The sequence below is a fragment of the Lentzea sp. NPDC037011 genome (assembly GCF_055607425.1).
Genome location: NZ_JBVJRT010000003.1, coordinates 203,929 through 229,583 on the forward strand (window position 1 = coordinate 203,929; position 25,655 = coordinate 229,583).

The following is a 25,655-nucleotide window of genomic DNA, read 5'->3' on the forward strand; positions in this document are numbered from 1 at the left end:
AATCGTTCGGGAGAGGCATGCACAAGCGTGTGGTGATAATGGTCGCGGGATCATTGTTCGGCCTGCTTGCTTTGGTGGCAACCATTGTTACTGACATCCTTGACCGAGACTTTCCTCAGGCGCTTGGCGTGCAAGCTAGAATAGGCGTTGACTTAAGTAAGTCCCAGCTTGCCGACAAAGAGGTTCTTGGAAAGCTCAGCGAACTCGACGCACGCTGGAACCTTGGCTTGGTGAAAATTGCGCCAGATCTTGTTGGCGACCGCGACCAGCGAGTGTTCGCAACCCTGAACGATAGAAACCTCCCTGCCTCGTTCGGCTGGTTCAGTGGCGACGAAGCCGGCAGGGTGGTCGGCAGGGAACGCCTGGCCAACTCTCCACCCGACGGCACCTACCTCGTAACAGGTGAAAGTGCGCAGCTCGACGATCTTGAAGATGAGCTGAGTAATGCGGGTGTGCGTGTGACTCGAACTGACGCATCAGTCACCAACAGCTTCGAGTTTGTCATGAAAGAAGGTAGTTTCGGTGCAGCGATCCTCGCCGCATTTGCTTTGATTGCAACGCTGGCGCTGTTTTGGTTGTCGATGAAGGCGCGCAGCCGCGCGCTCCGTGTGCTCGGTGGTTGCCCGACTATCCGAGTCCAGATGCAGGACCTGGGTGGCTTCGCGGGAGGACTGCTGCTTTCGGCGTCGGTGGTCACCACCATCGCCGCTGTCTATATCGGTGCCTCTCGTGGCTGGCTATACGTTGGTTACTTCCTCAATTCGCTCATCGGTCTCGAGTTCGCGGTCATTGTGATATCGCTGCTCGCGGCGCTCGCGATGTCGGCGTCCGCATGGCCGAGCGCGATCATGCTCGCCACCCGGCAACCTGCGGTGAAGAGTCTGCGTACGGCGGCCATCGTGGTTCAGGCACTGACGTTTGTCCTGGTGGTGTCGGCAGCTGGGCCTGCTTGGTCGGCATATCGAAGCTCCTCGGCCACAGCGGCTGAGACGGCCCAATGGAAGCAACTCGCGGATCAGGTCGCCATCACCTTCGGGATGAGTGATGAAGAGATGACCGCCGTTGAGCCCAAAATCGGTAAGATGATCCAGGATGCCGAGTTGCGTCACGAGGCCGCTTTTTCTTACACCTTCACAGAGTTCGCATTCCAGACGGATTTCGGTCAGTACTCTGCGGTATCCTTTGTCAACCAGCGCTGGCTCGACCTGATGACAGGCGCAGCGCCGCCTGAAGCGCTTAGGTCGGTGCCGTCTGACAGCGCTCGGGATTTGATGCGCTCCAGCGGTCTGGATAAACAACTCGCGCTTATGACACGTAGCGAGATGTCAGATGGGAAACCACTCTCGGAATTTAGATATCTGCGACCCGGCGGCGAATTTCGACTGCCTGTGTCCGAAGGTGGCAGTGGTCAAAGCCTCCGGTTCCTTGGTGATGTCCTGATCGCGGTCGTGCCGTCGGTTTACGACACGTTCAACGACAGGAACCTGACCTCTATGACGTCGACCGGCAATCTAGTGTTCACTGGCGCAGCGAACACCCAGCAACTGCTTGAGCGCAGCGGGCTTTCTGTGCAGGCACTGCGAAATCAGGGGTTCAAGGGAGAACTGGGTGTCGTCTACATCGCAGAAGAAGGAATTTTGCGCGCACAGTTCACCGCGTATGTTGTGTGGCTGATGAACCTTGCGTTGATCGCCCTCTTCATCGCCTTTGTCGTCGCTGCTGCAGTCAGTGCTCTGATCACCTCCCTGCTGCAGGCAAAACGCGACTTCCCGCTGAGGTTGTCCGGACGGTCGTGGCCGCGAATTCTTCAGAGTAGAGTGGCCAGGGAACTAGTGGCCGGCGCGGTTCTCGTGACCATTATTTTGCTGTTTCAGGGTTTTGACTCGATCGGTCCGGTGCTATTGGCTGCGCTGGTCGGCTCCATCATCGTTCCGTTGAGTCATCTGGGTACCGCGCGCTGGTGTTTCACTGGCGTCGGCAAGCGTCGAATCTAATCGGAGTCAGTGATGCTCATCGAGGCCGAGAGCCTTTCAGTGGTGATAGGTGGGCGGCCAGTGCTCGACGGCGAGTCTGTTTGCTGCGAGCCTGGGACAACGACAGCACTGGTCGGTCCCAGTGGTTCAGGGAAAACCACCTTGCTGCACAGCCTCGGGCTGCTGCTCCCAGTCAATCGAGGACGCGTTCTGATTGACGGCGACGACGCCACCAAGTACAGCTCGGCCACCCGGCGTAGGTTCTGGCGTGATCACGCCGCATTCGTCCTCCAGGATTACGGCATCATGGACGAAGAATCTGTGGCGTTCAACATCACAATGGAATCCAGCGTTCTGCGCAAGCGGGCTAAAGGTGATCCTGAGCGACTGACGCAGGTACTTGAGCGGATGGGTCTGACGGGACGCCAAAGCGAAGCCGCTAGCCATCTCAGCGGTGGCGAAAAACAACGACTCGCGCTGGCAAGAGCCATGTACAAGCGGGCCAGTGTTCTGTTCGTCGACGAACCCACCGCCTCACTCGACGCCTCCAACCGACAAAAGGTCATCGGTCTGCTCGCAGAGTTTGCCGAAAATGGCTGCACGGTCATCGTGTCCACGCACGACGCTGAAATGATCAACGCATGCGGCTCTCGACATGAAATCGGGACGAACCCATCATCCCCGCGTCTCGCAGACCAACCATCGCACTAGCGCAGAGGATCACCATGAAGCTCGCCCCTAAGATCGCTATCGGTATCGTGGCGGTAGCGCTGCTCGGCGCAGGAATCATGTGGTTCAGCGGCGTGCTCTCCTCCGGCGGAGACACCCATCCACCATGCGAGCAGTTGCCGACGACGGCCGAAGCCACTTCAGGGCTTTCCTCCAACCAGGCTTTGGCTGACGAGATCAAGGCATTGGGGAAGAGTACTTCGGTCAAGGTGGGCAAGCCGTGCCCCGCCGGACAGGATCGCGCGCTTATCGAAGTGACCTACGAATCGGACTCCGAGCGTGAGGCGATCGGCAACCTGCTCGGAAACCGCGACGGGTTCGGTGTCCCGGTGCGTTTGGTCAAGATCTGACCGTGTCTACATGCCGCCACGACCGTTGAAGCAGTCCTTCTCGGGACTTGACGTTCATGCCAATGCTGGTCAAGGCGCCCGCCCTCGTTGTGAGCACGACCTTGATGTTGGAGCCGTTGTCGAGTTGCGCCATGCGGTCGACGCCTCCGGCAAACGGCTGCACCTGTCACCACCTGAGGCCGGAACGGCAACCGGGCAAGCGGTGGAGATCGTCGCGCTGCACGCCTCCGCCGTGCACGCCTACGAGGGCCGTCCGTCGGACGGGCCGCGTCCCGATCCGGGGCCCGTCTCGCACGACCACGTCGAGGTGCGCGAAGCTCGGGATCGTGGGGGACCGGTACTTCAACCACCCGGCGCACCGCAACGCGGCGGTCACGTTCCTCGCCGCCGAGTCGCTCGCGCCGTGGCCGGTGGACCCGCTGGTCGCGCGGCGCAACGTCGTGGTGCGCGGGTTCGACGTGGACGCGTTGGTGCGCGGCACCGCGTTCAGCCTCGACAGCGGTGACGGGCCGGTCCGGTTCGAGGTGCACCGGCCGGCGAACCCGTGCGCGTGGATGGACCGGGTGATCGCGCCAGGAGCGTTCAAGGCGTTGCGCGGCAAGGGCGGCGTGCGGTGCGTGCCGCTCGACGACGGGGTGCTGCGCGTCGGGACGGCGGTCCTCGGGATAGTGGGCGGATGAAGTGGTTGTCCCGCAAGCCGACGATCATCACCGCCGTCAGCGTGGTCGTCGTGCTGGCCGCCGCGGTGGTGCTGTGGAACGTCAGCAGGTCGCGCACCTTCCAGTTCTTCGGTGACCTCGTGCACCGGGTCGAGACCACCGAGAACGTCGTCGCGCTGACCTTCGACGACGGTCCCGACCCGGCCGGCACGCAGCAGGTGCTCGACGTGCTCGCCGCCGAGGACGTGACGGCCACGTTCTTCCTCGTGGGCCGCGACCTGGAGGAGCACCCGGAGCTGGGGCGCAGGATCGCGCGGGCCGGGCACGAGATCGGCAACCACACCTTCTCGCACGAGCGGATGCTCGGTGTGACACCGGGTTTCGTGGCGAAGGAGGTCGAGGACACCGACGCGGCGATCCGCAGGACCGGCTACAGCGGTGCCATCCACTTCCGGCCGCCCAACGGCAAGAAGCTCTTCGCGTTGCCGTACTACCTGGAGCAGCACGACCGGACCACGGTGATGTGGGACGTGGAACCGGACTCCGCGGGCACACCGCCGAAGGACCGGGTCGTCAGCGAGACGCTCGCGCAGACCAAGCCGGGGTCGATCGTCCTGCTGCACCCCATGTACGCCGGGCGGGACCAGACCCGGCAGGCGCTGCGGCCGATCATCGCCGGTCTGAAGGAGCGCGGGTTCCGGTTCGTCACGGTGTCCGCACTCCTCGCCGCCCGCCGCTGACCCCCTGGCTTCACCGGCATCTGCAAGTACCAGACGCCAGCAGAGCAAGGTGGGCCGGGAAGGGAGCTCCTGGGCGAGTGGGACGACCGCGTGGCCGAGTAGCCTCCGCGGGTGTGGATCTTCTGCCGTACGCGGAGTACGCGGCGTCGCTGAGCAGGAAGCGCGCTGCGGCCGGGGTGCTGTTCCGCGACGACCGGGCGCGGGTCCTGCTGGTGGAGACCACCTACAAGCGGTGGTGGGAGATCCCGGGCGGTGCGGTGGACGCCGGTGAGGCGCCGTGGCGCACGGCGGTGCGCGAGGTGCGCGAGGAGCTCGGGGTGCAGCGGCCGCTCGGGCGGCTGCTGGTGGTCGACCACGTCCCCGCGGACGGGCCGATGCCGGAGGGGCTCGCGTTCGTGTTCGACGGCGGCCTGGTCACCGCGGCCGAGGTGGCCGCACTGGAGCTGACCGACCCGGAGATCCGCTCGGCCGGGCTGTTCCCCCTCGACGAGGCACGCGGCCTGCTGAAACCGGTGCTGGCGCGCCGGGTCGAGGCCGCGCTGCACGCCGTCGGCTCCGACGGGGTCGTCCTGTGCGAGCACGGGCGGCCGGTGCGCTGAGCCCGGAGACCGGGCCCAGCGCGGCGCGGCTCAGGCGTGCGGGTCGAACGCGATGCCGGCGGGCTTGGCGCTCGCGAGGTTGCCGTTGAACGCGCTGTCCTTGATCGCCAGCGAGGCGCTGCCGAAGTCCGCGTTCACGAGGACGTCGCGCACACCGCCGGGGAACCGGTCCCAGCTCACGAGGTCCGGGTACTGGTAGACGCCGTAGTGGTTCTCCGCCTGCTCGTTGTAGCCGGCGAGCCGGAAGCAGTGCGTGCTGGCGCCGTCCTTGTGGTAGATCACCTTCGCGTGGGTGCCCTCCCACTGCACCTTGTCGCGCGAGAAGGTGTTGTACTTGCCGTGCGCCGAGACCGAGACGTACTGGGCGACGTCGTTCTGCACCCAGACGACCACGTGCTCGATGTCGTGCCGGTGGCCGCAGCAGTCCCACAGCGGCACGGCCTGGTCCTTCTCGAAGTACAGGTCGTACAGGTAGGCGCACCAGCCGTTGTTGCACTTGGACCGGCTGTAGGAGTTGGTGTTGTCCAGGTCCGACTGGTCGTGGCAGTCGCCGTTGAGGGCACCCGAGTTCTTCAGGCCCGGCGCCACCTGGCCGGTCGGCGAGATCGCCGGGGTCGGGTAGCAGCCGTCGCCGTCGTAGTCGAACGCCGGCTGCCACTTGCCGTCCTCCGCCGTGAAGTTCGCGGGGATGGCGCGGGGCGGGTCGGCGAGCGCGACGCCGGGGAACAGCGCGGTGACCAGCAGTGCGCCGAGCAGGGCCGGCAGGAGCTTCTTCCTCACAGGGCCTCGATTCCGGGAGCAGGGGAGCGGAGAGGCGTGCAGGCAAAAGGTTGTACATGAACAGCGTTCACGTCTAGGTGGTTCACTGAATCTTTGCCGTACCGGGAAATTCACAACGCCGGGATCAGCTCGCGGCCGGTGACCGCGAACGACTCGACGGCCGGGACGGTCACGACGAACTGCTCGAAGACCTGGGCGTGCCTAGGTGTTTTCTCCTCGGGCGGTGTCGATCACGTCGTCGAGCACCGCGCGGGTCGTGCGCAGGTCGGCGATCATCCGGTCGATCCGCGCGCGTTCGTCCTCCAGCTCGGCGACCAGCCGCGGTGTCGCGACCTCGGACGGGCCGCCGTCGGCGTCGCGCAGGCACGGCAGCAGCGAGAACACCTTCCTGCTCGACAGGCCCGCCGCGAACAGCTCCTGGATCCGGACCACCCGGTCGACGGCGCCGTCCGGGTACTCGCGGTGCCCGCCCGCCGTCCGCGTCGGCGCCAGCAGGCCCTGCTGCTCGTAGTAGCGCAGCGACCGTTCGCTCACGCCCGTGCGCCGCGCCAGCTCGCCGATGCGCATCCCCGCCTCCGGAACGGACTTGAACCTGACATTGATGTCAACTCCTACCGTCGGGACATGACGGAGAACAAGCTCTACGACTACTCGCCGATCATCGACCGCCCGCCGCTGGCCTGGCCCAACGGCGCGAGGGTCGCCGTGTACGTCGGCTTGAACGTGGAGCACTTCCTGCTCGGCACGCCGTCCACGAGCATCTGGCCGGGCACCGCCGAGCTCACGCCCGACCCGCTCAACCACGGCTGGCGCGACTACGGCCCCCGCGTCGGCATCTGGCGCACCATCGACGCGCTCGACCGCCACGGCCTGCGCGCCAGCGTCCTGCTCAACTCCCTGGCGGCGAGGCGGTACCCGCGGATCGTCGAGGCCGGCGTCGAGCGCGACTGGGCGTGGCTCGCGCACGGCGAGACGAACTCCAAGCTGCACACCGGTCTGACGGAGGAACGCGAACGCGAGGTGCTCGCCGACGTCGTGAACACGATCGAGGACGCGACCGGCACCCGGCCGCGCGGCTGGATGGGGCCGGGGCTCACCGAGACCTCCCGCACGCCGCAGCTGCTCGCCGAGCTCGGGCTGAGCTACGTGCTCGACTGGACCGCCGACGACCAGCCGTTCCGGCTCACCGTCCCGGGCATGATCAGCGTGCCGTACTCGGTGGAGCTCAACGACCTGATGCTGCTCGACCGCTCCGGGCCCGACTTCCTGCGGATGGTCGAGGACCAGTACGAGGTGCTGCACGCCGAGGGCGGCCGGGTGCTCGCGCTGGCGCTGCACCCGTTCGTCACCGGTCAGGCGTTCCGGCACAAGTACCTCGACCGGGCGCTCGCCCACCTCGCTGCCGCACCCGACGTGTGGCTCACGACCAGCGACGACATCGCCGAGCACTACCTGAGGCACAACTAACAGCCACCCCGGCGTGCATGTTCATACACAGTTGTGCATAATCATTGTCGTGTCCAAGGTGCTCACTTCACTTCCCGCCGGCGAACGCGTCGGCATCGCCTTCTCCGGTGGTCTCGACACTTCCGTCGCGGTCGCGTGGATGCGTGAGAAGGGCGCGGTGCCGTGCACGTACACCGCGGACATCGGTCAGTACGACGAGCCGGAGATCGACAAGGTCCCCGGCCGCGCGGGCACGTACGGCGCGGAGATCGCGCGTCTCGTGGACTGCCGCTCGGCGCTCGTCGAGGAGGGGCTCGCGGCACTGGCGTGCGGCGCGTTCCACATCCGCTCCGGTGGCCGCGCGTACTTCAACACGACCCCGCTCGGCCGCGCCGTCACGGGCACCATGCTCGTGCGCGCCATGCTCGACGACGACGTCCAGATCTGGGGCGACGGCTCGACCTACAAGGGCAACGACATCGAGCGGTTCTACCGCTACGGCCTGCTCGCGAACCCGTCGCTGCGGATCTACAAGCCGTGGCTGGACGCGGAGTTCGTGACCGAGCTCGGCGGCCGCAAGGAGATGTCCGAGTGGCTGCTGGAGCGCGACCTGCCCTACCGGTCGAGCGTCGAGAAGGCGTACTCCACCGACGCGAACATCTGGGGTGCGACGCACGAGGCCAAGTCGCTCGAGCTGCTCAACGAGGGCATCGAGATCGTCGAGCCGATCATGGGCGTCAAGTTCTGGGACCCGTCGGTCGAGATCGCCGCCGAGGACGTGACCATCGGGTTCGAGCAGGGCCGCCCGGTCACCATCAACGGCAAGGAGTTCGGCAGCTCCGTCGACCTCGTGCTGGAGGCCAACGCGATCGGTGGCCGCCACGGTCTGGGCATGTCCGACCAGATCGAGAACCGCATCATCGAGGCCAAGAGCCGCGGCATCTACGAGGCGCCCGGCATGGCGCTGCTGTACATCGCCTACGACCGCCTCGTGAACGCGATCCACAACGAGGACACCGTCGCGAGCTACCACACCGAGGGCCGCAAGCTCGGCCGGCTGCTGTACGAGGGCCGCTGGCTCGACCCGCAGTCGCTGATGATCCGCGAGGCGCTGCAGCGCTGGGTCGGTTCCGCGGTCACCGGCGAGGTCACGCTGCGGCTGCGCAGGGGCGACGACTACTCGATCCTCGACACGTCCGGCCCGGCGTTCAGCTACCACCCGGACAAGCTGTCGATGGAGCGCACCGAGGACTCGGCGTTCGGCCCGGTCGACCGCATCGGCCAGCTGACCATGCGCAACCTCGACATCGCGGACTCGCGCGCCAAGCTGGAGCTCTTCGCGGGCCTCGGCATGGTCGGCACCCGCCAGTCCGAGCTCATCTCGGCCCAGGTCGAGCCGACGAAGCTGATCGGCGACGTGCCCGACGGCGGCGCCGAGGTCATCGCCTCGCGCGGTGAGGTCTCCGAGGCCGACGCGCTGCTCGACGCGGCCGCGATCGAGTCCGGAACCGACTGACGTCCCGTGCCGGCGGGGGTGGGCGATCTCCTCGCCCACCCCCGCCGTGTCACGTCTGCGGCCACATCGAGTAGATGACGTTGTCCTCGTCGGCGCACACGACCTGCGGCATGATCCCCTCGGGGGCCTGGTTGCACGACATCGGGCCGATCTCGACCGGCGGCATGCCGGACATCGGCTCCCGGCGCTCGGTGTAGTAGTCGACCAGCACGGCCGCTGCCTGGTCGCAGTTCAGCCTCCCCGCGGGGGTCTCCACCACGACGGCCAGCATCGGCTTGCCGCGGGCGCCGGCGAAGGGGCGGTCGCAGAACTGCGAGGGCAGGCTCTCGTACTGCTCGGGAGGCACGCCGTCCAGTGCGGTCGCCTTGCCCGCCGTGGTGGTCGGCGTCTCCACCTGCCTGGTCGTCGGGTCGGCCGCAGTGGTGGTGGTCGTGGTGGTGGTGTCCGCGCCGGTACCGGACCCGGTGACCTCCGAGGTGCAGCCCGTCGCGAGGACGGCCAGGAGCACCGGTGTGATCAAGAACCTCATGCCCGCTGAGGTCGGTGCCGACCGCGCCATCGTTACCCCGCTGCCCGGCCGCTAGCCTTCCGGCTCGTGCCGACCACCGACGAACAGGCGCGTCCCGCGGTGTTGCTGAACCCGCTGGAAGGCGATCCGACCGACGCCGACAGCCACATCGGCGGCCCGGTGCTGTGGCCGATCGACGAGCCGTGGCCGTGGTGCGACGGTGCCGCGCACGACCCCGCGAGCGGGGGCGAGCCGTTCGTCGGCGCCGTGCAGCTCTACCGGCGCGACTTCCCGGAGCTGCCCTTCCCGGACGGCACCGACGTGCTGCAGGTCTTCCTCTGCACCCTGCACCACGACCTCCCGCACGCCTACGGGCCGGACGTGCGGCTGGTGTGGCGCGACTCCGCGGCGGTGGTCGAGCTGGTCGAGGAGGAGCCGGAGCCGTCTGCGCAGGAGGAGCTCTACGTCCCCACGGTCAACGTGCTCGAACCCATCCGGTACACCGAGAGCGCCGAGAAGGTCTCGGGTGGCACGAAGATCGGCGGCTGGACCGCGTGGTGGCAGAGCGGCCCCGTCGAGTTCCACTGCCCCGAGTGCGGTGCGCTCCAGCGCCAGACGCTGTCGCTCGCGACGCACGAGCCGTCCGGTGACGACGTCGAGTGGGTGTTCGGCCGCGAGGGGAATCTGAACGTCTTCACCTGCACCGCGGACGTGCGGCACCCGGTCACGACGCACGTCGACTGAGCACCGCCACCCCGGCCAGCAGCACGAGCAGGAGCCCGGCGAACCACGTCATGGCGGTGGTCGGCGCGAGCCAGCGGGTGGCCAGGCCGATCGCCAGCGACGGCACGCTCATGCCCAGGTAGGCGAGGAAGAACAGACCGGCCAGCGCCTCACCGCGGCGTGCGGGGGCCGCCATCGCCGCGACCGCGCCCACCGAGGACTTGAACTGCACGCCCGCGCCCACCCCGGCGACCGCGCCGCCGAGCAGGAACAGCGGGAGGCTTGTCGCGGTCATGCCGGCCACGACCAGCACGACGCCGAGCGCCTGCCCGCCGAGTCCCGCGCCGCGCCGGGCGGCGGGGGAGAGGCCGCCGGTCGCGGTCTGGGCGAGCGCGGCACCGCCGAAGACGATGAACACGACGAGCCCGGCCAGCGTGCGGGACGGGTGGTGCAGCTCGCCCGCCACGAAACCCGTGGAGACCGAGGAGAAGACGCCGAACACCGCGAACGAGGACACGGCGCCGGCCGCTGCGGCGAAGTAGGCCCTGCGGTCGCCGTGGTCCGCGCTGATCCGCTGCGGGCGGTAGGGGACCCTGCGGCGTTGCACGGTCTCCGGCGTCAGGGCGACGGCGGCGAGGGCCACGACGAGCAGCCCGGCCAGCACGACGTACGGGGTGCTCAGCGGGGTGGCCGAGTGCTGCGCGAGCACACCCGCGAGCAGGGCGCCGGTGCCGAGGCCGCCGATGTTCGCCGCGGTGGAGACGATCTCGAACCGGCGCGGGGAGGCACCGGGGCGGTGCCGGGTGTGCAGGTCGTGCAGGTAGGCGGTGGCGGTCGCGGCGATCATGCCGACGCCCAGCCCGTTGACCACGCGGGCGACGACCAGGACGGGCAGTGCCGTGCTGGTCAGGAACAGCACGGCGGAGACGACCTCCAGGCCGAGCGCGGGGAGCAGGACCTTCTTGCGGCCCACCCAGTCCGAGACGTGACCCGCGAGCACGAGGCTGATCACGACGCCGGCCGCGAACGCGGCGAACACGACGGTGACGGCGAAGGTCGAGAACCCCTCGCGGGCCACGTAGAGCGGGAAGAGGGGTGCGGGCACGGTCGAGTAGGCCATCGCGACGGCGAAGGCGAAGGCGACGGCCCAGAAACCGCGGCCGTGGGGCTTGCTGGTGACGGTCGGGGCGACCGGTGTTTCGAGGAGCACGGACATGCCCCCACCCTGTGCCCGGCGGATCATCACGTCCAACGAAAGTTGCAGCTCGCGATCATCACCTTCTGAGATACTCGCTGGTGTGGACCTCCGTCAGCTGGAGTACTTCGTCGCGGTCGCCGAAGAGGGCAACTTCACCCGCGCCGCCGCCCGCGTGCACGTGGTGCAGTCGGCGGTCTCGGCCGCCATCAAGACCCTCGAACGCGACCTCGGCGCGCCGCTGCTCGACCGCAACTCCAAGCGGGTGCTGCTGACCGACGCGGGGGCGGCGCTGCTGCCCAGGGCGCAGGCCGTGCTGGACGCCGCCACCGAGGCCAGGAACGCCGTCGCGCAGGTGAAGGACGGGCTCACCGGCACGGTGCGGATCGGCACGCTCACCGCGATGACCCTGGTCGACCTGCCCGGCCTGCTCGGCGAGTTCCACCGCCGCCACCCCGGCGTGCAGGTGCGCACGCGTGCGGCGACCGGGGGTTCGGTGGGGCTGGTCGAGCAGCTGCTGGACCGCAGGCTCGACCTCTCCTTCGTGTCGCTGCCGGGGGAGGTGCCCGCCGGGATCGTCCTCGACGAGCTGGCGCACTCGGTCATGGACCTGGTGGTGCCCGACGACCACCCGCTGGCGTGCCGGCAAGAGGTGCCCATCACCGACCTCGCGGGCATGGACTTCATCGACTCGCCGCTGGGCTACGGCAACCGGGCCGTCGCGGACCGCGCGTTCACCGCGGCCGCCGTGCCGCGCCGGGTGACGCTGGAGATCTCGGACATCGTCACCGGCGTCGACTTCGTCCGCAACGGGCTGGGCATCGCGTTGCTGCCCGGCTACGTCCTCGGTGGCGCGCGGGGCGTGGCGACGCTGCGGGTGACCGGTGCGGACCTGCGCTGGCCGATCGGGCTGGCCCGGCCCGCCGACCGCGCCCCGACCGCGGCGACCAGGGCGTTGATCGCGGTGGTGCACGAGGTGATGGCGCGACGGGCAGGTCCGCACCGGACGGGAACGGGAGCGCTTCCTCACCCCCGGTAGGCCTCGCAGGCCAGCGCGACCAGGTCCGTGAGGTGCCGCGGCGGCTGGTCCTTCCACCACGCGAGCCACACCGCGATCGGCGGCGCGTCCCGCACGACCCGGTAGGCGACGCCGGGACGCGGGTTGAGGTTGGCGGTGGCCTCCGACGTCATGCCGACGGCCTGGCCCGCCGCGATCAGCGTCAGCCACTCGTCGACGCTGCTCGTGGTGCGCACGACCGCGGGTGCCCCGCCGGGCTGCCACAGGTCCAGCGTGGTGGTGCCGGTGCGGTCGTCGATCGCCATCGCGTACTTCGCCAGGTCGGCGAGCTTGAGGGAACGCTTGCGCGCCAACGGGTTGTCCGTCGCGACCACGCCGTAGCGGCGTTCGGTGCCGAGCAGGGCCGTCTCGAACCTGGGGTCGTCGAGCGCGCGGCGGACCACCGCGACCTCGGCCGCGCCCTCCGCGAGGCCCGCTGACGCCGAGTTCGAGTGCACGAACACCAGCGGCAAGCCGGGATGGGCCGCGGCCCAGGCCTTCTGCACGCGCCGCGTGTGCCGGCCGAGCGCGGCCCAGGCGTAGCCGACGCGCAGCTCGGTGCGGGACTGCTCGACGACCAGGTGCAGGTGCGCGACCTCGTCCAGCACGCGGCGGGCACCGGCCAGCACCTGCGTGCCGGTCGGGGTCAGCGCCACGTGCCGGGTGGTGCGTTGCAGCAACCGGGCACCGAGTGCCGCCTCCAGCGCGGCGACCGACCGGGAGACCGACGCCTGCGTCAGGCCGAGCGTGGCGGCGGCGTCGGTGAACGTGCCCGCGTCGACCACCGCCACGAACGCGCGCAGGTACCGGAGATCCATGCGTTCAGCGTATAGGTCGTGCGGCTCATGCATTTCCCGCATCGATGCGGCCGACGCAGGCTGGTGCGCATGAAGAGCACGGGAGCGTTCGCGACGATGACCGCCAGCGCGGCCAGCAACCAGCTCGGCGCCGCGGTGGGCGCCCACGCGTTCGCCGCCATCGGACCGGCCGGGGTGGTGGCGGTGCGCCAGTTCGTGGCCGCCGCCGTGCTGCTGCCGATGGCCAGGCCCAACCTGCGCCGGTTCACGTGGGCGCAGTGGTGGCCGACGATCGCGCTCGGTCTGGTGTTCGCGACGATGAACCTCAGCCTGTACACGGCGATCGACCGGATCGGTCTCGGCCTCGCCGTGACGCTGGAGGTGCTCGGGCCGCTCGGCGTCGCGCTGGCCGGGTCGCGCACGCGCCGCGACGTGCTGTTCGTGCTGGTCGCGGCGGTCGGGGTGTACGTGCTCGTGCTGCCCGGCCCGAGCAGCGACTACCTCGGTGTCGGCCTCGGCCTGCTGGCCGCGGGCTGCTGGGCCGCCTACATCCTGCTCAACCGGCTGGTCGGCGCGCGGCTGCCGGGGTTGCAGGCGCCCGCCGTCGCGACGGCGATGTCGGCGACGCTCTACGTCCCGGTCGCGGTGCTGCTGGTGGTGCACGGGAAGCTGACCGGGATGTCGGTCCTGTACGCGATCGGCGCTGGTGTGTTCTGCAGCGTGGTGCCCTACGCGGTCGATGTGATCGCTCTCCGGAAAGTTCCCGCGCGCCTGTTCGGGCTGGCGATGAGCGTTCACCCGGTGCTCGCCGCACTGGCCGGGCTGGTGGTGCTCGGGGAGGAGCTGGCACCGCACCACTGGGCCGGGATCTTGCTCGTCGTGACCGCCAACGCACTCGCCGTCACTTGCTCGAAGTGGTCTGGATCACCTACCGTGGCTCCTGAAATGTGAATCCCATTCACTTCAGCGGGGTGTCCATGCGGACAGCAGTCATGACGGTCGTTGCGGCACTGGCGGGAGCGGCACTGGTCAGCGGACCGTCCGCGTGGGCGGAACCCGAGCCCTACCTCGTCGGCCGCGGCATCTCCGACGTCACCGGCCCGGCCGCCGAGAACGGCATGATGGGCTACTCGAAGTTCGACCAGAAGACGACAGGAATCCACCAGCGGCTGCGGTCGCGGGCCTACATCGTGGTCGACCGCGCCACGAACAAGCGCGTCGCGTACGTCAACGCCGACCTCGCGATGATCTTCCGCGCGGTCCAGGAGGGCGTGCTCGCGAAGCTCCAGCCGCGCTACGGCACCACCTACACCCGCGAGAACCTGCTGCTGTCGGCCACCCACACGCACTCCGGCCCCGGCGGCTACTCGCACAACCTCGCCTACAACCTGTCGATCCTCGGCATGCAGCCGCAGGCGCTCGCCGCCGTGGTCGACGGCATCACCGAGTCGATCGTCGAGGCGCACGAGGACCTCAGGCCCGGTTCGGTGTCGCTGGGCTTCGGCGAGCTGACCAACGCCTCGGTCAACCGGTCGCGGGTGGCGTTCGACCGCAACCCGGACAAGGGGTTCTTCCCGCAGGGCATCGACCCGCAGATGACCGTGCTGCGGTTCAGGCAGTCCGGTGCCGACGTCGGCGCGATCAGCTGGTTCGCCACGCACAACACCTCGGTCACCAACGCCAACACGCTGATCTCCCCGGACAACAAGGGCTACGCGGCCTACCAGTGGGAGCACGACGACGAGGGCGTGCGGTACCTGGACAACGCACCGGGCTTCGTCGCCGCCTTCCCGAACACCAACGCCGGCGACATGTCGCCGAACCTCAACCTCAAGCCCGGCTCCGGTCCCACCGAGAACGAGTGGGAGAACGCCCGCATCATCGGCGAGCGCCAGAACCGCAAGGCTCAGGAGATCTACAACGGGCCGCGCGCGGAGCTGTCCGGCGGGGTCGACTCGCGGATGCGGTTCGTGGACATGTCGACCGTGCAGGTCGAGGGCCGCTACACGACCACCGGCCAGCCGGGCACGACCTGCTCGGGCGTCGTCGGCGCCTCCACCATCGCGGGCAGCGTCGAGGACGGCCCCGCGATCCCCGGCTTCTCCGAGGGCATGCAGTCGCCGCTGAAGAAGCTGTTCGAGCCGCTGAACGTCGAGGTGCCGCAGTGGCTGCGGGACTGCCAGTTCCCCAAGGCGTCCCTGGTGCCCACCGGTCTGGTCGCGGCGACGCCGAACGTGCTGCCGCTGCAGCTCGTCCGCATCGGCCAGCTGCACCTCGTGGCGGTGCCCGGTGAGGTCACGATCACCGCGGGCCTGCGCATCCGCCAGTCGGTGGCCGCCGAGCTGGGCGTGCCGGTGCGCACCGTCCTGATCCAGGGCTACGCCAACGACTACAGCCAGTACGTCACCACGCCGGAGGAGTACGACTCGCAGCAGTACGAGGGCGGCTCCACCCTGTTCGGCCGCAACACCACGCCCGCCTACCAGCAGGAGTTCGGCAAGCTGGCGGCGTCGATGAAGAACGGCACCACGCTGCCCGCCGGTCCGGTGCCGGGCAGGCCGCCGTTCACCGACATCAACCTGCAGACCGGTGTGGTGCTGGACGACAAGCCCGCCGACAAGAGCTACGGCTCGGTGCTGAACGCGCTCAAGCCGTCCTACGCGCGCGGTGAGACCGTCACGGCCGTGTTCGTCACCGGGCACCCGAAGAACAACCTGCGCCGCAACGGGACGTTCCTGGAGGTGCAGCGGCAGGTGAACGGCACCTGGGTGCGCGTGGCCGACGACGGCGACTGGGCGACGCGCTACCGGTGGGAACGCGTCGGGATCGCGTTCTCGAACGCCACGATCACCTGGCAGGTCCCGGCGGACACGCCCGCGGGCACCTACCGGATCGTGCACCACGGCGACGAGAAGTCCGGCTGGACCGGGAGGGTCACCGGCTTCACCGGGGCGACCTCCGCGTTCACGGTCGGCTAGACCGCCTGTGCGGGGAGGTGGCGGGGCACGTCCGACGACGTGCCCCGCCGCAGTTATTCCGGGCTGCGATGAGGCAGTGATTACGTTGTGTACGATTTAATCGCGCACTAGTTTTATGGCACCACCCCGGAACGCCAGGAGGAAGTCATGAAGCGCCCCGTCCTCGAACCCGCCGCCGCCGAGTTCGCCGCCGCCACCGCGAAGCCGCCGTTCCTGTCCGACCTGGGACCGGAGGAGGGCCGCAGGACGGTCGACGAGGTGCAGTCCGGTGAGATCGCCAAGCCCGAGGTCGACGAGGAGTGGGTCGAGCTCGACGGCTTCCGGGTCCGCGTCGTCAAGCCGGTCGGTGCCACCGGCCCGCTGCCCGTGGTCCTCTACATCCACGGCGCCGGCTGGGTGTTCGGCAACGCCCACACCCACGACCGCCTGGTCCGCGAGCTCGCCGCGGGCACCGGCGCGGCCGTCGTGTTCCCCGACTACTCGCTCTCGCCGGAGGCCCGCTACCCGGTCGCGATCGACCAGAACTACGCCGCCGCGCGCTGGGTCGTCGCCGAGGGCGCCGCGCACGGCCTCGACGCCACCCGCATCGCCGTCGCCGGTGACTCGGTCGGCGGCAACATGAGCGCCGCGCTGACGCTGCAGGCCAAGGAACGCGGCGACGTGCCGCTCAAGGCCCAGGTGCTGTTCTACCCGGTGACCGACGCGTCCTTCGACACCGACTCCTACCTGCAGTTCGCCGAGGGCTACTTCCTGCGCCGCGACGCCATGCAGTGGTTCTGGGACCAGTACACGACGAACCCGGTGGAGCGCGCGGAGATCACCGCGTCCCCGCTGCGCGCCACGACCGAGCAGCTCGCCGGGCTGCCGCAGGCACTGGTGATCACCGCGGAGGCCGACGTGCTGCGCGACGAGGGCGAGGCCTACGCGGACAAGCTGCGCGAGGCAGGCGTCCCCGTCACCGCCGTCCGCTACGCCGGTGTGATCCACGACTTCGTGATGCTGAACGCGCTGCGCGGCACGCACGCCGCCGAGGCCGCGATCAAGCAGGCGGTCGCGTTCCTGCGCGAGGCGCTCGCGAAGTAGTCACGGCCCACGACCTCCGGTCCTGCCACCGCGCGTGGCAGGACCGGTCGCCGTCCGGGCCGGTCAGCCGCCGGCCCGCTGCGTGCGCGTGACCTGGAACGGCGTGCCCTGCTGGCAGGTCGTCATCGCGCCGGGCTCCGCACGCCCGCTCACCTCCACCACGGCACCGGCCACCGCGATGGCGGGGTCGGCGCCGAGCAGGAGGTACTGGGCGGTGCCCGTGTCGAGCAGCAGGCACCCGGACTCCACGCCACCGGAGACCGTGCCGCGCACCGTCATCCCCGGCTCCAGGGCACGCGACGGCGTCGTCCTGGGCGGCAACGGGGTCGAGGAGGGCGGGAGCGGCGCGGGGAGGCTCGATGACGCCGCCGGTGCGGACGTCGAGGGTGTCGGGGTCGTGACGCTCGAACCGGGGACCCCCGGTGGTTCCGCGCCGGCGCATCCGGTCAGGGCCAAGCACGTCACCAGCACGGCCACCCCGCGCATCTCACGTCACCTCCGGTGGACCACCGCGACCGGGCACGGCGCGTGGTGCAGCACAGCGTGGCTCACCGAGCCCAGAATTGCACGTGCCACGGCGCCGCGGCCGTGACTTCCCACCGCGAGCAGGGCGGCGCCGTCGGCCGCCTGGAGCAGTGCGCGGGCCGGTGCCTCGAACGCGACCTCCGCGGCCACCTGGACGGTGGGGTGGCGTTCCCGGTGCGGGGCCAGCTGCTCGTCGAGGACCTTCGCGAGGTCCGCGCGCACGTGGTCCCAGTCCTGCTCGGGCAGCTCCGCCCAGCCGACGTCGGTCCACGCGTAGACCGCGAGCAGGTCGCGGCCGTGGCGTTCGGCGAAGGAGAACGCGAACTCGATGGCCTCCGCGGACGTCTCGGAGCCGTCGATGCCGACGACCACCCGGCCGTCGAGCGGGCCGCTGCGGGTCACCACGACCGGCCGGCCGCCGATCGAGACCAGCTCGGCGGCGGTGGAGCCGAGGAACATCTCGGCGAGGCCGGTGCGGCCGGAGGAACCGAGCACCAGCAGCGCACCGGGCTCGTCGGCCAGCACGTCGACCGGGCGGCCGATCTTCACGTCCGTCGAGAGCTGCAGCGAGGGCCAGGTCTGCCGGACCTCCTGCGCCAGCTCGGCGAGGTGGTCCTCGGCTGCGCGGGCCATCGTCTCCTCGGTCACGAACTCGGGGACCGGGGCGGACACCGGCGTGAACACCGGTTCCGGCAGCGGGGCCCGCACACCCGTGCACCACCCGCAACGCCGCCCCGCACCGGGAAGCCTCCTCCGCGCCCCACAGCACCGCGCGCTTCGCCTGGTCAGAGCCGTCGAACCCGACAACGACCGTCGACATGGAAAACCACCTCCAAACGGGGTAATACCCGCTTGGAGGTGGTTCTAAAGAGGATCTACCGGTTGATGACGAACTGCGAGCCCGGCTCGATCGTGACGTCACCGTCGCGCGAGTTGGTGATCGTCACGTTCGTCAGCTTCGCCGAACCGCGGGCCTGGGCCATCGCGAGGATGCCGGAGCCGTTGTTCGACCTGTCGATGCGGACGTTGGTGATCTGCACGTCCGGCATGCCGGAGCCGCCGCCCTTGAACTGGATCCCGTCGTAGGTCGAGTCGAGGATCTCGGTGTCGCGGATGACGACGCCGGGGATCGGCAGGTTCTGCGAGAACAGCGTGATGGCGCCGAACTCCTGCGCCTCACCCCAGAACGCGCCGCCGGTGCGGTACAGGGCGTTGTTGGCGAGCGTCGTCGTCCCGCCGAAGGGCAGCGGGTCGTGGTCGGTCGCCAGCATGATGCCGGGGTAGTTCGCCGTGTCGGAGATGATGTTGTTCTCCGCGCGGTTGTTCGACCCGCCGTAGATCGCGATCCCGTTGGCACGCCACGGAAGCGCGATCGTGTTGTTCAGGAACGCGTTGCCGCTGCCGGCATCGGTGTTCTGGTCCTTCACGTACTTCGACGCCCACACGGCCAGCGCGTCGTCGCCCGTGGTGCGGAACGACGAGTTGAAGACCGTGGAGTTGCGGGTGCCGTTGGTGAAGTTGATGCCGTCGGCGTAGGTGTCGCGGATGCGCATGCCGCTGAACTGCAGGCCGTCGCCGGGGTTCCAGCGGTCGGGCAGGTTGGTGTAGTCGCGGCCGACCCAGACGCCGACGTTGGCGTGCTCGATCCACACGTTGGTGACCCTGGTGTTCTTGCCGAACCGGCCGTTGAGCCCGACACCGCCCTCGGCACCGCCGTCACCGCCGCGGATCCGGCCGGAGCCGAAGATCGCGATGTCGGAGATCTGCGTGTTGTCGTCGACGTCGAACCCGAAGTTGCCCTCGTGCGGGTGGTTGATCGTGCCCGCGTCCTGCGGCTGGATCAGCGAGAACAGCTGCGAGTGCCACATGCCGGCGCCGCGGATCGTCACGTTGCGGATGCCGACCTGGTTGTCCCCGCCGCTGTTGAACACGGTGAGGATCTTCTTCTCCTGGCGGAACCGGCCGGCCGGGATCCAGACGCAGGGGATCTCCCCGTTCTGGTCGGCGGTCACGGCGCGCTGCAAGGCGTCGGTGTCGTCGGTCTGGTCGTCGGCCGTGGCACCGTACTGCGTGATCGACACGCACTCGGCCGGCTTCTGCGCCGCCGGTGCGACCTGCTCCAGGTCGATCAGGTCGATCACGTAGAACTGCGCGGTGTCACCGGAGTCGCGCTGCAGCTTGAACTTCGTGCCCGCGGGGTAGGAGCTCGCGAGCAGCGCCTGGGACTCGTCGAACAACCGGCGGGCGTCGCCACCGGGGCGGTTCGTGAGGCCCTCGGGGTCGTCGGTCGTGCCGTAGAGCCAGCTGTGGCGCGAGGAGAACGTCAGCTTCCGCACGAACTGGTCGTTGGCGTACAGGCTGATCGTCGCCTCCTGGCCGCCGCCACCGGCCGCGTCCGGGATGGAGTTGCGCACGACGATCGAGTTCGTGCTGACCGTCGAGGTGATCTCCACGAACTGGCCCTGCGCGTCGAGGCGCACCGACTTGCGGCCAGAGGACTCGGAACCGAAGTTGGTGTGCCCGAACGTGCGCTTCGCGTCGGCCTCCAGCAGTGTGCCGTTGTGGCGGCCCGCTTCGGCCTCGTAGCTCGTGAACGGCACCGACGCGCCGCGTCCGACCACGATGGACCGGGTGGCGGTGTTGTTGTTCTCGTTGGTCTCCGCCACCACGTTGGTGGCGTCGGCGGTCGCGGTGGCCGTGGCGCCGCCGTTGGTGGCGGTCCAGGTGCCGACGGTGACCGTGACGGTCTGACCGGCGTTGATGGCGGAGGTGGTGGCGTTCAGGGTGCTGCCGCCGACGACCACGCGGGTCACCGAGGCGCCCGCCGCCGACGTGCCGCGGTTGTTGACCTGCACCGCGAACGTCACCTGCTGGCCCGCCGCCGGGGACGACGGGTTCGGCGTGATGCCGGTGACCTGCAGGTCCGGACCCGGTGCCTGGCCGACGACCAGGGGCGAGCCGGAGGTGAAGGTGTTGTTGCCCTCGTTGGTCTCCGCGACCTGGTTGGCCGGGTCGACGGTGGCCGAGACCGCGTACGACCCGGCGCCCCGCCGGCCGGCGCTGACGGTGACGGTGGTCGTGGCGCCCGCCGCGAGCGCGCCGACCTGCGCGGTGCCCGCGGTCGTGCCGCCGAGCGCGACGTTCAGGGTCGTCGCGCCGGAGGCGACCGTGCCGCCGTTGCGCACGGTGGCGGAGAGACTGATCGAGTCGGCCTCACTGGGGCTGGCCGGCGACCACGTCAGGTTCGTGACCGTCAGGTCGGGCGCCGGTGCGGAGGAGCCGAACACCTGGAACTCGGCGACCTGGCCGCCGGGCGCGCCCGTGTTGGAGTAGAAGTGCAGCCGCACGTCCGACGCCCTGCCGCTCACCGCGATGGTGACCGTGTTGCCGGTGGCCGGGTCGAACCGGTGGTCCGCCCGCGCCTTCAGCGTCGCGAACGCGGTCGCGCTCGCCTCACGGCCCAGCACCTCGAAGTTCTGCGTCCGCGCACCCCACGCCGAGTCGGGGTTGAGCTTCACGACGACGGAGGTGATGTCCGCGTTCGAGCCCAGCTTCGCGGTCAGGTGACCGGGCAGGCCGTTGGACTCCCAGTACGAGCCGGTGCTGCCGTCGACCGCGTTGGCGGCGACGAAGTCGTGCACGTGCCCGGACTCCTCGACCGGCTTGCCCGCCGCGAGGTTGGCGCCGGTGGGCGGCGGGTCGACCGAGCCGGACTCGCCGTGCACCTCGAACTCGCTGAGCTGCGCGGCCTGCCAGCCGGTGTTCGCGGTGACCGTGACCCGCACGTACCGGGCGCTGGTCGCCGCGAAGTCCAGCGTCACCGTGTTGTTCGAGCCGGGCGCGAACACCCTGCCACTCGACCCGGTCAGGTCGCTGAACTGCGAGCCGTTGGAACTCCCTTGCACGGCCAGCGTTTGCGTGCGCTGCTCCCAGTTCGAGGGCAGCCGCAGCACGACCTTGCTGACGCTCTTCGCGGCACCGAGGTCGGCCTGCAGCCACTGCGGGAATGCGCCGTTGGCGCTCTCCCAGTAGCTGCCCTGGTTGCCGTCACCGGCGTTCCCGGCCCCGTACGGGCCGTTGCTGCTGGACGCGGTCAGGTTCGCGGACAGGCGGACGACCGCTGCTCCCGCCGTGGGTGTCAATCCGAACAGTGCGAGTGCGCTGACGACCGCAGCGCTCACCGCACGCCTCATGAGCGTGGATTTCATGGACTTGTCCTTCGCGGCAGGGGTATCAGTTGATGGTGATCTTGAAGGTGGACGTCGTGTTCCTGATGTCCTGGAAGTTGTTGCTGAAGCGCAGGCCGTTGAACGTGACCTCGCCGACGGCAGGGCCCTGGTTCGGTTCCGGCATCTCGTTGGCCCAGATGCCGAAGCCGGACTTGGCGTCGAAAGCGTCACCGGACTTGCGCGCTCCGGAGATGCTCACGTTGGACAGCACCGTGTCCTGGAAGACGTTCTCGGCGGCGCCGTTGTACTTGGTCTGGAACATGATCCCGCTGTAGGTCGGGTCGATGATCTCGACGTCGCTCACCCGGATGCCGGTGTACTTCTTGGAGGCGGAGAACATCCAGATCGCGCCGAACGTCTGCGCACCCCAGAAGTGACCGCCGGAGCGGACCAGGGTGAGGCCGCTGAACGTCGTCGGCTCCGGCCCGAAGTCCTCCATCGGGTAGCCGAAGTCGAGCGAGCTGATCGTCACCGCCGAGTAGGTCAGGGTGTCGGCGACGTAGATGTTGCGGAACGTGTTGAGCTTGCCGCCGTAGACCGCGAGACCGGCCGCGCGCCACGGCGTGAGCACCGACAGGTTCTCGAAGACGTTGTTCTGCTGGCCGCTGCCGCCGTTGTCGGTGGCGGCGAACAACGCGAACGCGTCGTCACCGGTCGAGCGGGCCTCGATGTTGGCGACGCGGTTGCCCGACGAGCCGTTCGTCATGTTCAGGCCGTCCGCGTACATGTCGCGGATGCGGTTGTCGCGGATGACGTTGTTGTCGACGTTGTTGCCCCAGAACAGGCACATCATGTGCTCGACCCAGATGTTCTCGATGGTCATGTTCTGGACGCCCGCGAGGTCGAACACCTTTCCCGGTCCGTTGATGCGGGCGGTGTAGTTGCCGAACACGGCGAACCCGCTGAACGTCGAGCCGTTGGCGGACGACTGCGCGGAGAAGCCGATGTCGGTGTTCTCCTGCGACAGCGGTGCCTGGAAGCGGGTGAACCAGGGGCCGGCGCCGACCACCCTGACCGCCTTGCCGTAGACCTGGAACTTCTGCGCCGTCTGGTAGGTGCCCGCGGGCAGGTAGACGCCGACGAGGGTGCCGGTCGTGTCCATCCGGACGCGGTCCAGGGCGTTCTGCACGTCCTGGTGGGTGAACCCGGCGGGCACGGCGTAGCGTGCGGCGTCGGGGTTCGCGGCGGCCGTCACCTGTTCGAAGTTCACGAAGTCGATCGCGTAGTTCGTGGTGTTGGCCGCGTCCTTCTGCAGCTTGATCTTCGTGCCCGCCGGGAACGTGGAACCGAGCACCACGTTGGCCTCGTCGTAGACGTGGCGCGGCCCGCCCGCTCCCGGCGAGTTGCCCGGCTCGGCCTCGTTGCCGTACTGCCACATGTACTTCGACGTCAGGTCGATCGCCTTGTGGAACTGGCCGTTGACGTAGACGTTGAGGGTGCTCGTGATGCCGCCGCCACCGGAGCTGTCCGGGATGGAGAACCGGGTGACGAGCGTGTTCGTCGGAACGGACGTCGTGAACTCGACCGACTGACCGGTGCCGGTCAGCGTGACGGCACGGCGGCCGGACGCCTCACCGGCGAGGTCGCCGATCGTGCGGTTCGGGCTGAGGACCTGCGCGCCACCGCCGGCGGTCGCGTCCTCGGCTTCCACGTGCTGCCACGGGACGCTCGCGCCGCGGCCGATGAACAGCGACTGCTCGCTGGTGTTGTTGCCCTGCTTGGCGGGGATCTCGTTGCCGTCGTTCGCGATGACCGTGCGGACGGTGTAGCGGCCGTTGGCGGCGGTCCAGGTGCCGAGGGTGACCGGGGCGGTCGTCGCACCGGCGCCGATCGTGCCGGTGTGGCTGCCGGTGAGCGTGCGGACGGTCTGGCCGCTGCTGTTCAGGACCGTGACCGTGATGCCGTGTGCTCCGGTCGCGCTCGCGATGCTGCCCTGGTTCTTCAGCGCGACGCTGAACGTGGTGGTCTGGCCGTTGCCCGGGTTGCTCGGGGACCAGGACGGCACGGCGACCAGGTCGGAGCTCGGGACCGGTGTCACGACGAGCCGGTCGGGGTGGACGCGGGCGTTGTTGGTCTCGTTCTGCTCCGCCACCTTCCCGGTCTCGTCGACCTTGGCGGTGTACTCGTACGAACCCTCCGGACGAGCGGAGACCGCGGTGCTCACGTTCGCCTGCGCACCGGCCGCGAGGGCGGCGACCTGAGCCGTGCCGACCGCGGTGGTGCCGAGGAAGAACGTCACGTCGGTAGCTCCCGACGCGGCACTGCCGGCGTTGCGGACGGTGGCGTTGAGCGTGATCCGGTCGGTCTCGACGGGGGCCGTGGGCGTGAACGACGTCGCGGTGACGGTGAGGTCGGGGTTCGGGGCAGGGGTGCCGAACACCTGGACCTCCGCCACCTGGGCGCCGGGCGCGCCGGTGTTGGACGTGAACCGCAGCTGCACGTCGGCGACCCTGGCGGCCGCGCTGATCGTGACGCTGTTGCCGCTCGCCGGGTCGAAGCGGTGGTCGCGGCCGGCCACCAGGCTGGTGAACGCGGTGGCGTCCTGCGCACGGCCGAGGACCTCGACGTTCTGCGTGCGGGCGCCCCAGGCCTGGTCGGGGTTGAGCTTGACCACGACCGACGAGACGTCGGCGTTCGAGCCGAGCCCGACGGTCAGCGTGCCGGGGAAGCCGTTGGACTCCCAGTAGGTCTGCACGTTGCCGTCGTTGGCGTTGGCGGCGACGAAGGTGTGCACGTTGTGGTTCGCGGTGACCGGCTTGCCCTGCGCCAGGTTCTGGCCCGTCGCACCCTCGCGCGTGACGGAGCCGCTGGCGGCTGACTGGTTCCCCGCCGCGTCCTTCGCGACGACGTGGTAGGTCACCCGCAGGCCGTCGGGCTGGGTGTCGGTGTAGGTGGTGCCGGTGACCGTGGTGCGCAGGCTGCCGTTGGCGAAGACGTCGTACCCGGTGACGCCCACGTTGTCGGTGCTCGCCGACCAGGTGAGCCGGACCTGACCGGACTGCGGCTGGGTGAACGCGAGGTTCGCCGGTGCGGACGGCGCCTGCGTGTCACCGGTCGCCGGTCCGTGCACCTCGAACTCGCTCAGCTGCCCCGCGGGCCAGCCGGTGTTCGCGGTGATGCGGAGCCGGACGTACCGAGTGGTCGCGGCGGTGAAGTCGATGGTGGCGGTGTTGGCCGCGGCCGGGTTGAACTCGTAGCCCCGCGCCGCCACCAGGTCCGTGAAGGAGCTGCCGTCCGTGCTGCCCTGGACGGCGATCGTCTGGGTGCGCGTGCCCCAGTTCGCGGCCGGCAGCTTCAGCACGACCCGGTCGGCCTTGGTCGCGGAGCCCAGGTCGGCCTGGATCCACTGCGGGAACGCGTTGTTCGCGCTCTCCCAGTACGTCGACTGGTCGCCGTCGCCCGCGTTGCTCGGCCCGTAGCCCTGGTTCGTGCTGCTGGCGGTGAGGGTGGCGGCCAGCTTGACGCTCGCCTGCGCCTCGTGGACCTGGAGCTTCGCCGTGGTCTTCGTGGCGCGGACGTGCTTGGCGAGGGTCGGGTCGACGCGGAAGGTGACCTTGCCGTCCCGGAAGGTGTGCGGCTGTTCCGCGACGAGCGTGGACCAGCCTCTGCCGTCCAGGCTCGTCTGCACGGCGAACGTCTCCGTGCCGGCACCGGCCTTGGTGAGGGTGACCTCGTCGATCCTGGTCTGCTGCGCGAGGTCCAGGCTCACCGGCGCGGCCTGTGCGGCAGGGGCGACGACCAGCGTCGCGGCGGTGAGGGTTGCTGCGG

The 25,655-nt window shown here is 69.3% G+C and carries 22 protein-coding genes and 1 pseudogene; 13 read left to right on the forward strand and 10 right to left on the reverse strand.

Going from position 1 to position 25,655, the window contains the following annotated elements; translation table 11 throughout:
* The first annotated feature begins 17 nt into the window (after positions 1-17).
* From ACZ7CH_RS09545 to ACZ7CH_RS09570, 6 genes are all read left to right on the forward strand, one after another.
* On the forward strand, positions 18-1,994 hold the full coding sequence (locus ACZ7CH_RS09545; protein ID WP_470373564.1) for a hypothetical protein: 1,977 nt from the start codon (positions 18-20) through the stop codon (positions 1,992-1,994).
* 12 nt (positions 1,995-2,006) lie between these two features.
* Entirely contained in the window at positions 2,007-2,684 is a 678-nt protein-coding gene (locus ACZ7CH_RS09550) for an ABC transporter ATP-binding protein (protein WP_470373565.1), read from the forward strand.
* 14 nt (positions 2,685-2,698) lie between these two features.
* Positions 2,699-3,052: a hypothetical protein gene (locus tag ACZ7CH_RS09555; RefSeq protein WP_470373566.1), complete on the forward strand. Its 354-nt coding sequence runs from the start codon at positions 2,699-2,701 to the stop codon at positions 3,050-3,052.
* A 326-nt stretch (positions 3,053-3,378) separates the two neighbouring features.
* On the forward strand, positions 3,379-3,732 hold the full coding sequence (locus ACZ7CH_RS09560) for an MOSC domain-containing protein (RefSeq protein WP_470373567.1): 354 nt from the start codon (positions 3,379-3,381) through the stop codon (positions 3,730-3,732).
* Positions 3,729-4,451 carry a polysaccharide deacetylase family protein gene (locus tag ACZ7CH_RS09565; protein WP_470373568.1) on the forward strand — a complete coding sequence of 241 codons (723 nt, stop codon included), beginning with the start codon at positions 3,729-3,731 and terminating at the stop codon, positions 4,449-4,451. The genes ACZ7CH_RS09560 and ACZ7CH_RS09565 overlap by 4 nt, the downstream gene beginning before the upstream one ends.
* 113 nt (positions 4,452-4,564) lie before the next feature.
* A complete protein-coding gene (locus ACZ7CH_RS09570; protein ID WP_470370339.1) occupies positions 4,565-5,050 on the forward strand; it encodes an NUDIX domain-containing protein in 486 nt (161 codons plus the stop codon).
* 30 nt (positions 5,051-5,080) lie between these two features.
* Here the strand turns inward: ACZ7CH_RS09570 and ACZ7CH_RS09575 are convergent, their stop codons facing one another.
* Both ACZ7CH_RS09575 and ACZ7CH_RS09580 read right to left on the reverse strand, forming a co-directional pair.
* Positions 5,081-5,830, reverse strand: coding sequence for an NPP1 family protein (locus ACZ7CH_RS09575; protein ID WP_470370340.1), 750 nt, complete (start codon positions 5,828-5,830; stop codon positions 5,081-5,083).
* Between the two features lie 201 nt (positions 5,831-6,031).
* On the reverse strand, positions 6,032-6,397 hold the full coding sequence (locus ACZ7CH_RS09580; protein WP_360401352.1) for a MerR family transcriptional regulator: 366 nt from the start codon (positions 6,395-6,397) through the stop codon (positions 6,032-6,034).
* A gap of 57 nt (positions 6,398-6,454) precedes the next feature.
* Between ACZ7CH_RS09580 and ACZ7CH_RS09585 the strand changes: the two genes are divergently transcribed.
* Together ACZ7CH_RS09585 and argG are read left to right on the forward strand one after the other, a co-directional pair.
* Positions 6,455-7,297 carry a polysaccharide deacetylase family protein gene (locus ACZ7CH_RS09585; protein WP_470373569.1) on the forward strand — a complete coding sequence of 281 codons (843 nt, stop codon included), beginning with the start codon at positions 6,455-6,457 and terminating at the stop codon, positions 7,295-7,297.
* A gap of 49 nt (positions 7,298-7,346) precedes the next feature.
* Positions 7,347-8,792 carry an argininosuccinate synthase gene (gene argG, locus ACZ7CH_RS09590; RefSeq protein ID WP_360401358.1) on the forward strand — a complete coding sequence of 482 codons (1,446 nt, stop codon included), beginning with the start codon at positions 7,347-7,349 and terminating at the stop codon, positions 8,790-8,792.
* 49 nt (positions 8,793-8,841) lie between these two features.
* Here the strand turns inward: argG and ACZ7CH_RS09595 are convergent, their stop codons facing one another.
* Positions 8,842-9,321: a hypothetical protein gene (locus ACZ7CH_RS09595; RefSeq protein WP_470370342.1), complete on the reverse strand. Its 480-nt coding sequence runs from the start codon at positions 9,319-9,321 to the stop codon at positions 8,842-8,844.
* Between the two features lie 66 nt (positions 9,322-9,387).
* Here ACZ7CH_RS09595 and ACZ7CH_RS09600 point away from each other — a divergent pair, with 66 nt between their 5' ends.
* The gene (locus ACZ7CH_RS09600) at positions 9,388-10,044 is read left to right on the forward strand and encodes a YwqG family protein (protein WP_360389834.1); all 657 of its coding nucleotides are present in this window, start codon (positions 9,388-9,390) and stop codon (positions 10,042-10,044) included.
* On the opposite strand, the gene ACZ7CH_RS09605 is transcribed toward ACZ7CH_RS09600, so the two are convergent.
* Positions 10,025-11,239: an MFS transporter gene (locus ACZ7CH_RS09605; RefSeq protein WP_470373570.1), complete on the reverse strand. Its 1,215-nt coding sequence runs from the start codon at positions 11,237-11,239 to the stop codon at positions 10,025-10,027. The genes ACZ7CH_RS09600 and ACZ7CH_RS09605 overlap by 20 nt on opposite strands.
* 82 nt (positions 11,240-11,321) lie before the next feature.
* On the opposite strand from ACZ7CH_RS09605, the gene ACZ7CH_RS09610 reads away from it, so the two are divergent.
* On the forward strand, positions 11,322-12,257 hold the full coding sequence (locus tag ACZ7CH_RS09610) for a LysR family transcriptional regulator (protein ID WP_470373571.1): 936 nt from the start codon (positions 11,322-11,324) through the stop codon (positions 12,255-12,257).
* On the opposite strand, the gene ACZ7CH_RS09615 is transcribed toward ACZ7CH_RS09610, so the two are convergent.
* Positions 12,245-13,093, reverse strand: a complete 849-nt coding sequence (locus ACZ7CH_RS09615; protein ID WP_470373572.1) for a LysR family transcriptional regulator — start codon at positions 13,091-13,093, stop codon at positions 12,245-12,247. The two genes, ACZ7CH_RS09610 and ACZ7CH_RS09615, sit on opposite strands and share 13 nt — an antisense overlap.
* Positions 13,094-13,162: 69 nt before the next feature.
* Between ACZ7CH_RS09615 and ACZ7CH_RS09620 the strand changes: the two genes are divergently transcribed.
* The 3 genes from ACZ7CH_RS09620 (at position 13,163) to ACZ7CH_RS09630 (ending at position 17,133) form a co-directional block, all read left to right on the forward strand.
* Positions 13,163-14,023 carry an EamA family transporter gene (locus tag ACZ7CH_RS09620; protein WP_470373573.1) on the forward strand — a complete coding sequence of 287 codons (861 nt, stop codon included), beginning with the start codon at positions 13,163-13,165 and terminating at the stop codon, positions 14,021-14,023.
* 41 nt (positions 14,024-14,064) lie between these two features.
* On the forward strand, positions 14,065-16,050 hold the full coding sequence (locus ACZ7CH_RS09625) for a neutral/alkaline ceramidase (RefSeq protein WP_360389821.1): 1,986 nt from the start codon (positions 14,065-14,067) through the stop codon (positions 16,048-16,050).
* Between the two features lie 147 nt (positions 16,051-16,197).
* Positions 16,198-17,133 carry an alpha/beta hydrolase gene (locus ACZ7CH_RS09630; protein WP_360389818.1) on the forward strand — a complete coding sequence of 312 codons (936 nt, stop codon included), beginning with the start codon at positions 16,198-16,200 and terminating at the stop codon, positions 17,131-17,133.
* A 63-nt stretch (positions 17,134-17,196) separates the two neighbouring features.
* On the opposite strand, the gene ACZ7CH_RS09635 is transcribed toward ACZ7CH_RS09630, so the two are convergent.
* The 5 genes and pseudogenes from ACZ7CH_RS09635 to ACZ7CH_RS09655 form a co-directional block, all read right to left on the reverse strand.
* A complete protein-coding gene (locus tag ACZ7CH_RS09635; RefSeq protein ID WP_458431692.1) occupies positions 17,197-17,619 on the reverse strand; it encodes a hypothetical protein in 423 nt (140 codons plus the stop codon).
* A gap of 6 nt (positions 17,620-17,625) precedes the next feature.
* Positions 17,626-18,366 carry a universal stress protein gene (locus tag ACZ7CH_RS09640; RefSeq protein ID WP_470373574.1) on the reverse strand — a complete coding sequence of 247 codons (741 nt, stop codon included), beginning with the start codon at positions 18,364-18,366 and terminating at the stop codon, positions 17,626-17,628.
* A gap of 37 nt (positions 18,367-18,403) precedes the next feature.
* Positions 18,404-18,478 (reverse strand): annotated as a pseudogene (locus tag ACZ7CH_RS09645) (hypothetical protein); the annotation flags it as partial.
* Positions 18,479-18,533: 55 nt separating this feature from the next.
* Positions 18,534-21,866: a CARDB domain-containing protein gene (locus ACZ7CH_RS09650; protein ID WP_470373575.1), complete on the reverse strand. Its 3,333-nt coding sequence runs from the start codon at positions 21,864-21,866 to the stop codon at positions 18,534-18,536.
* A 25-nt stretch (positions 21,867-21,891) separates the two neighbouring features.
* On the reverse strand, positions 21,892-25,596 hold the full coding sequence (locus ACZ7CH_RS09655; RefSeq protein ID WP_470373576.1) for a discoidin domain-containing protein: 3,705 nt from the start codon (positions 25,594-25,596) through the stop codon (positions 21,892-21,894).
* Between the last annotated feature and the right edge of the window lie 59 nt (positions 25,597-25,655).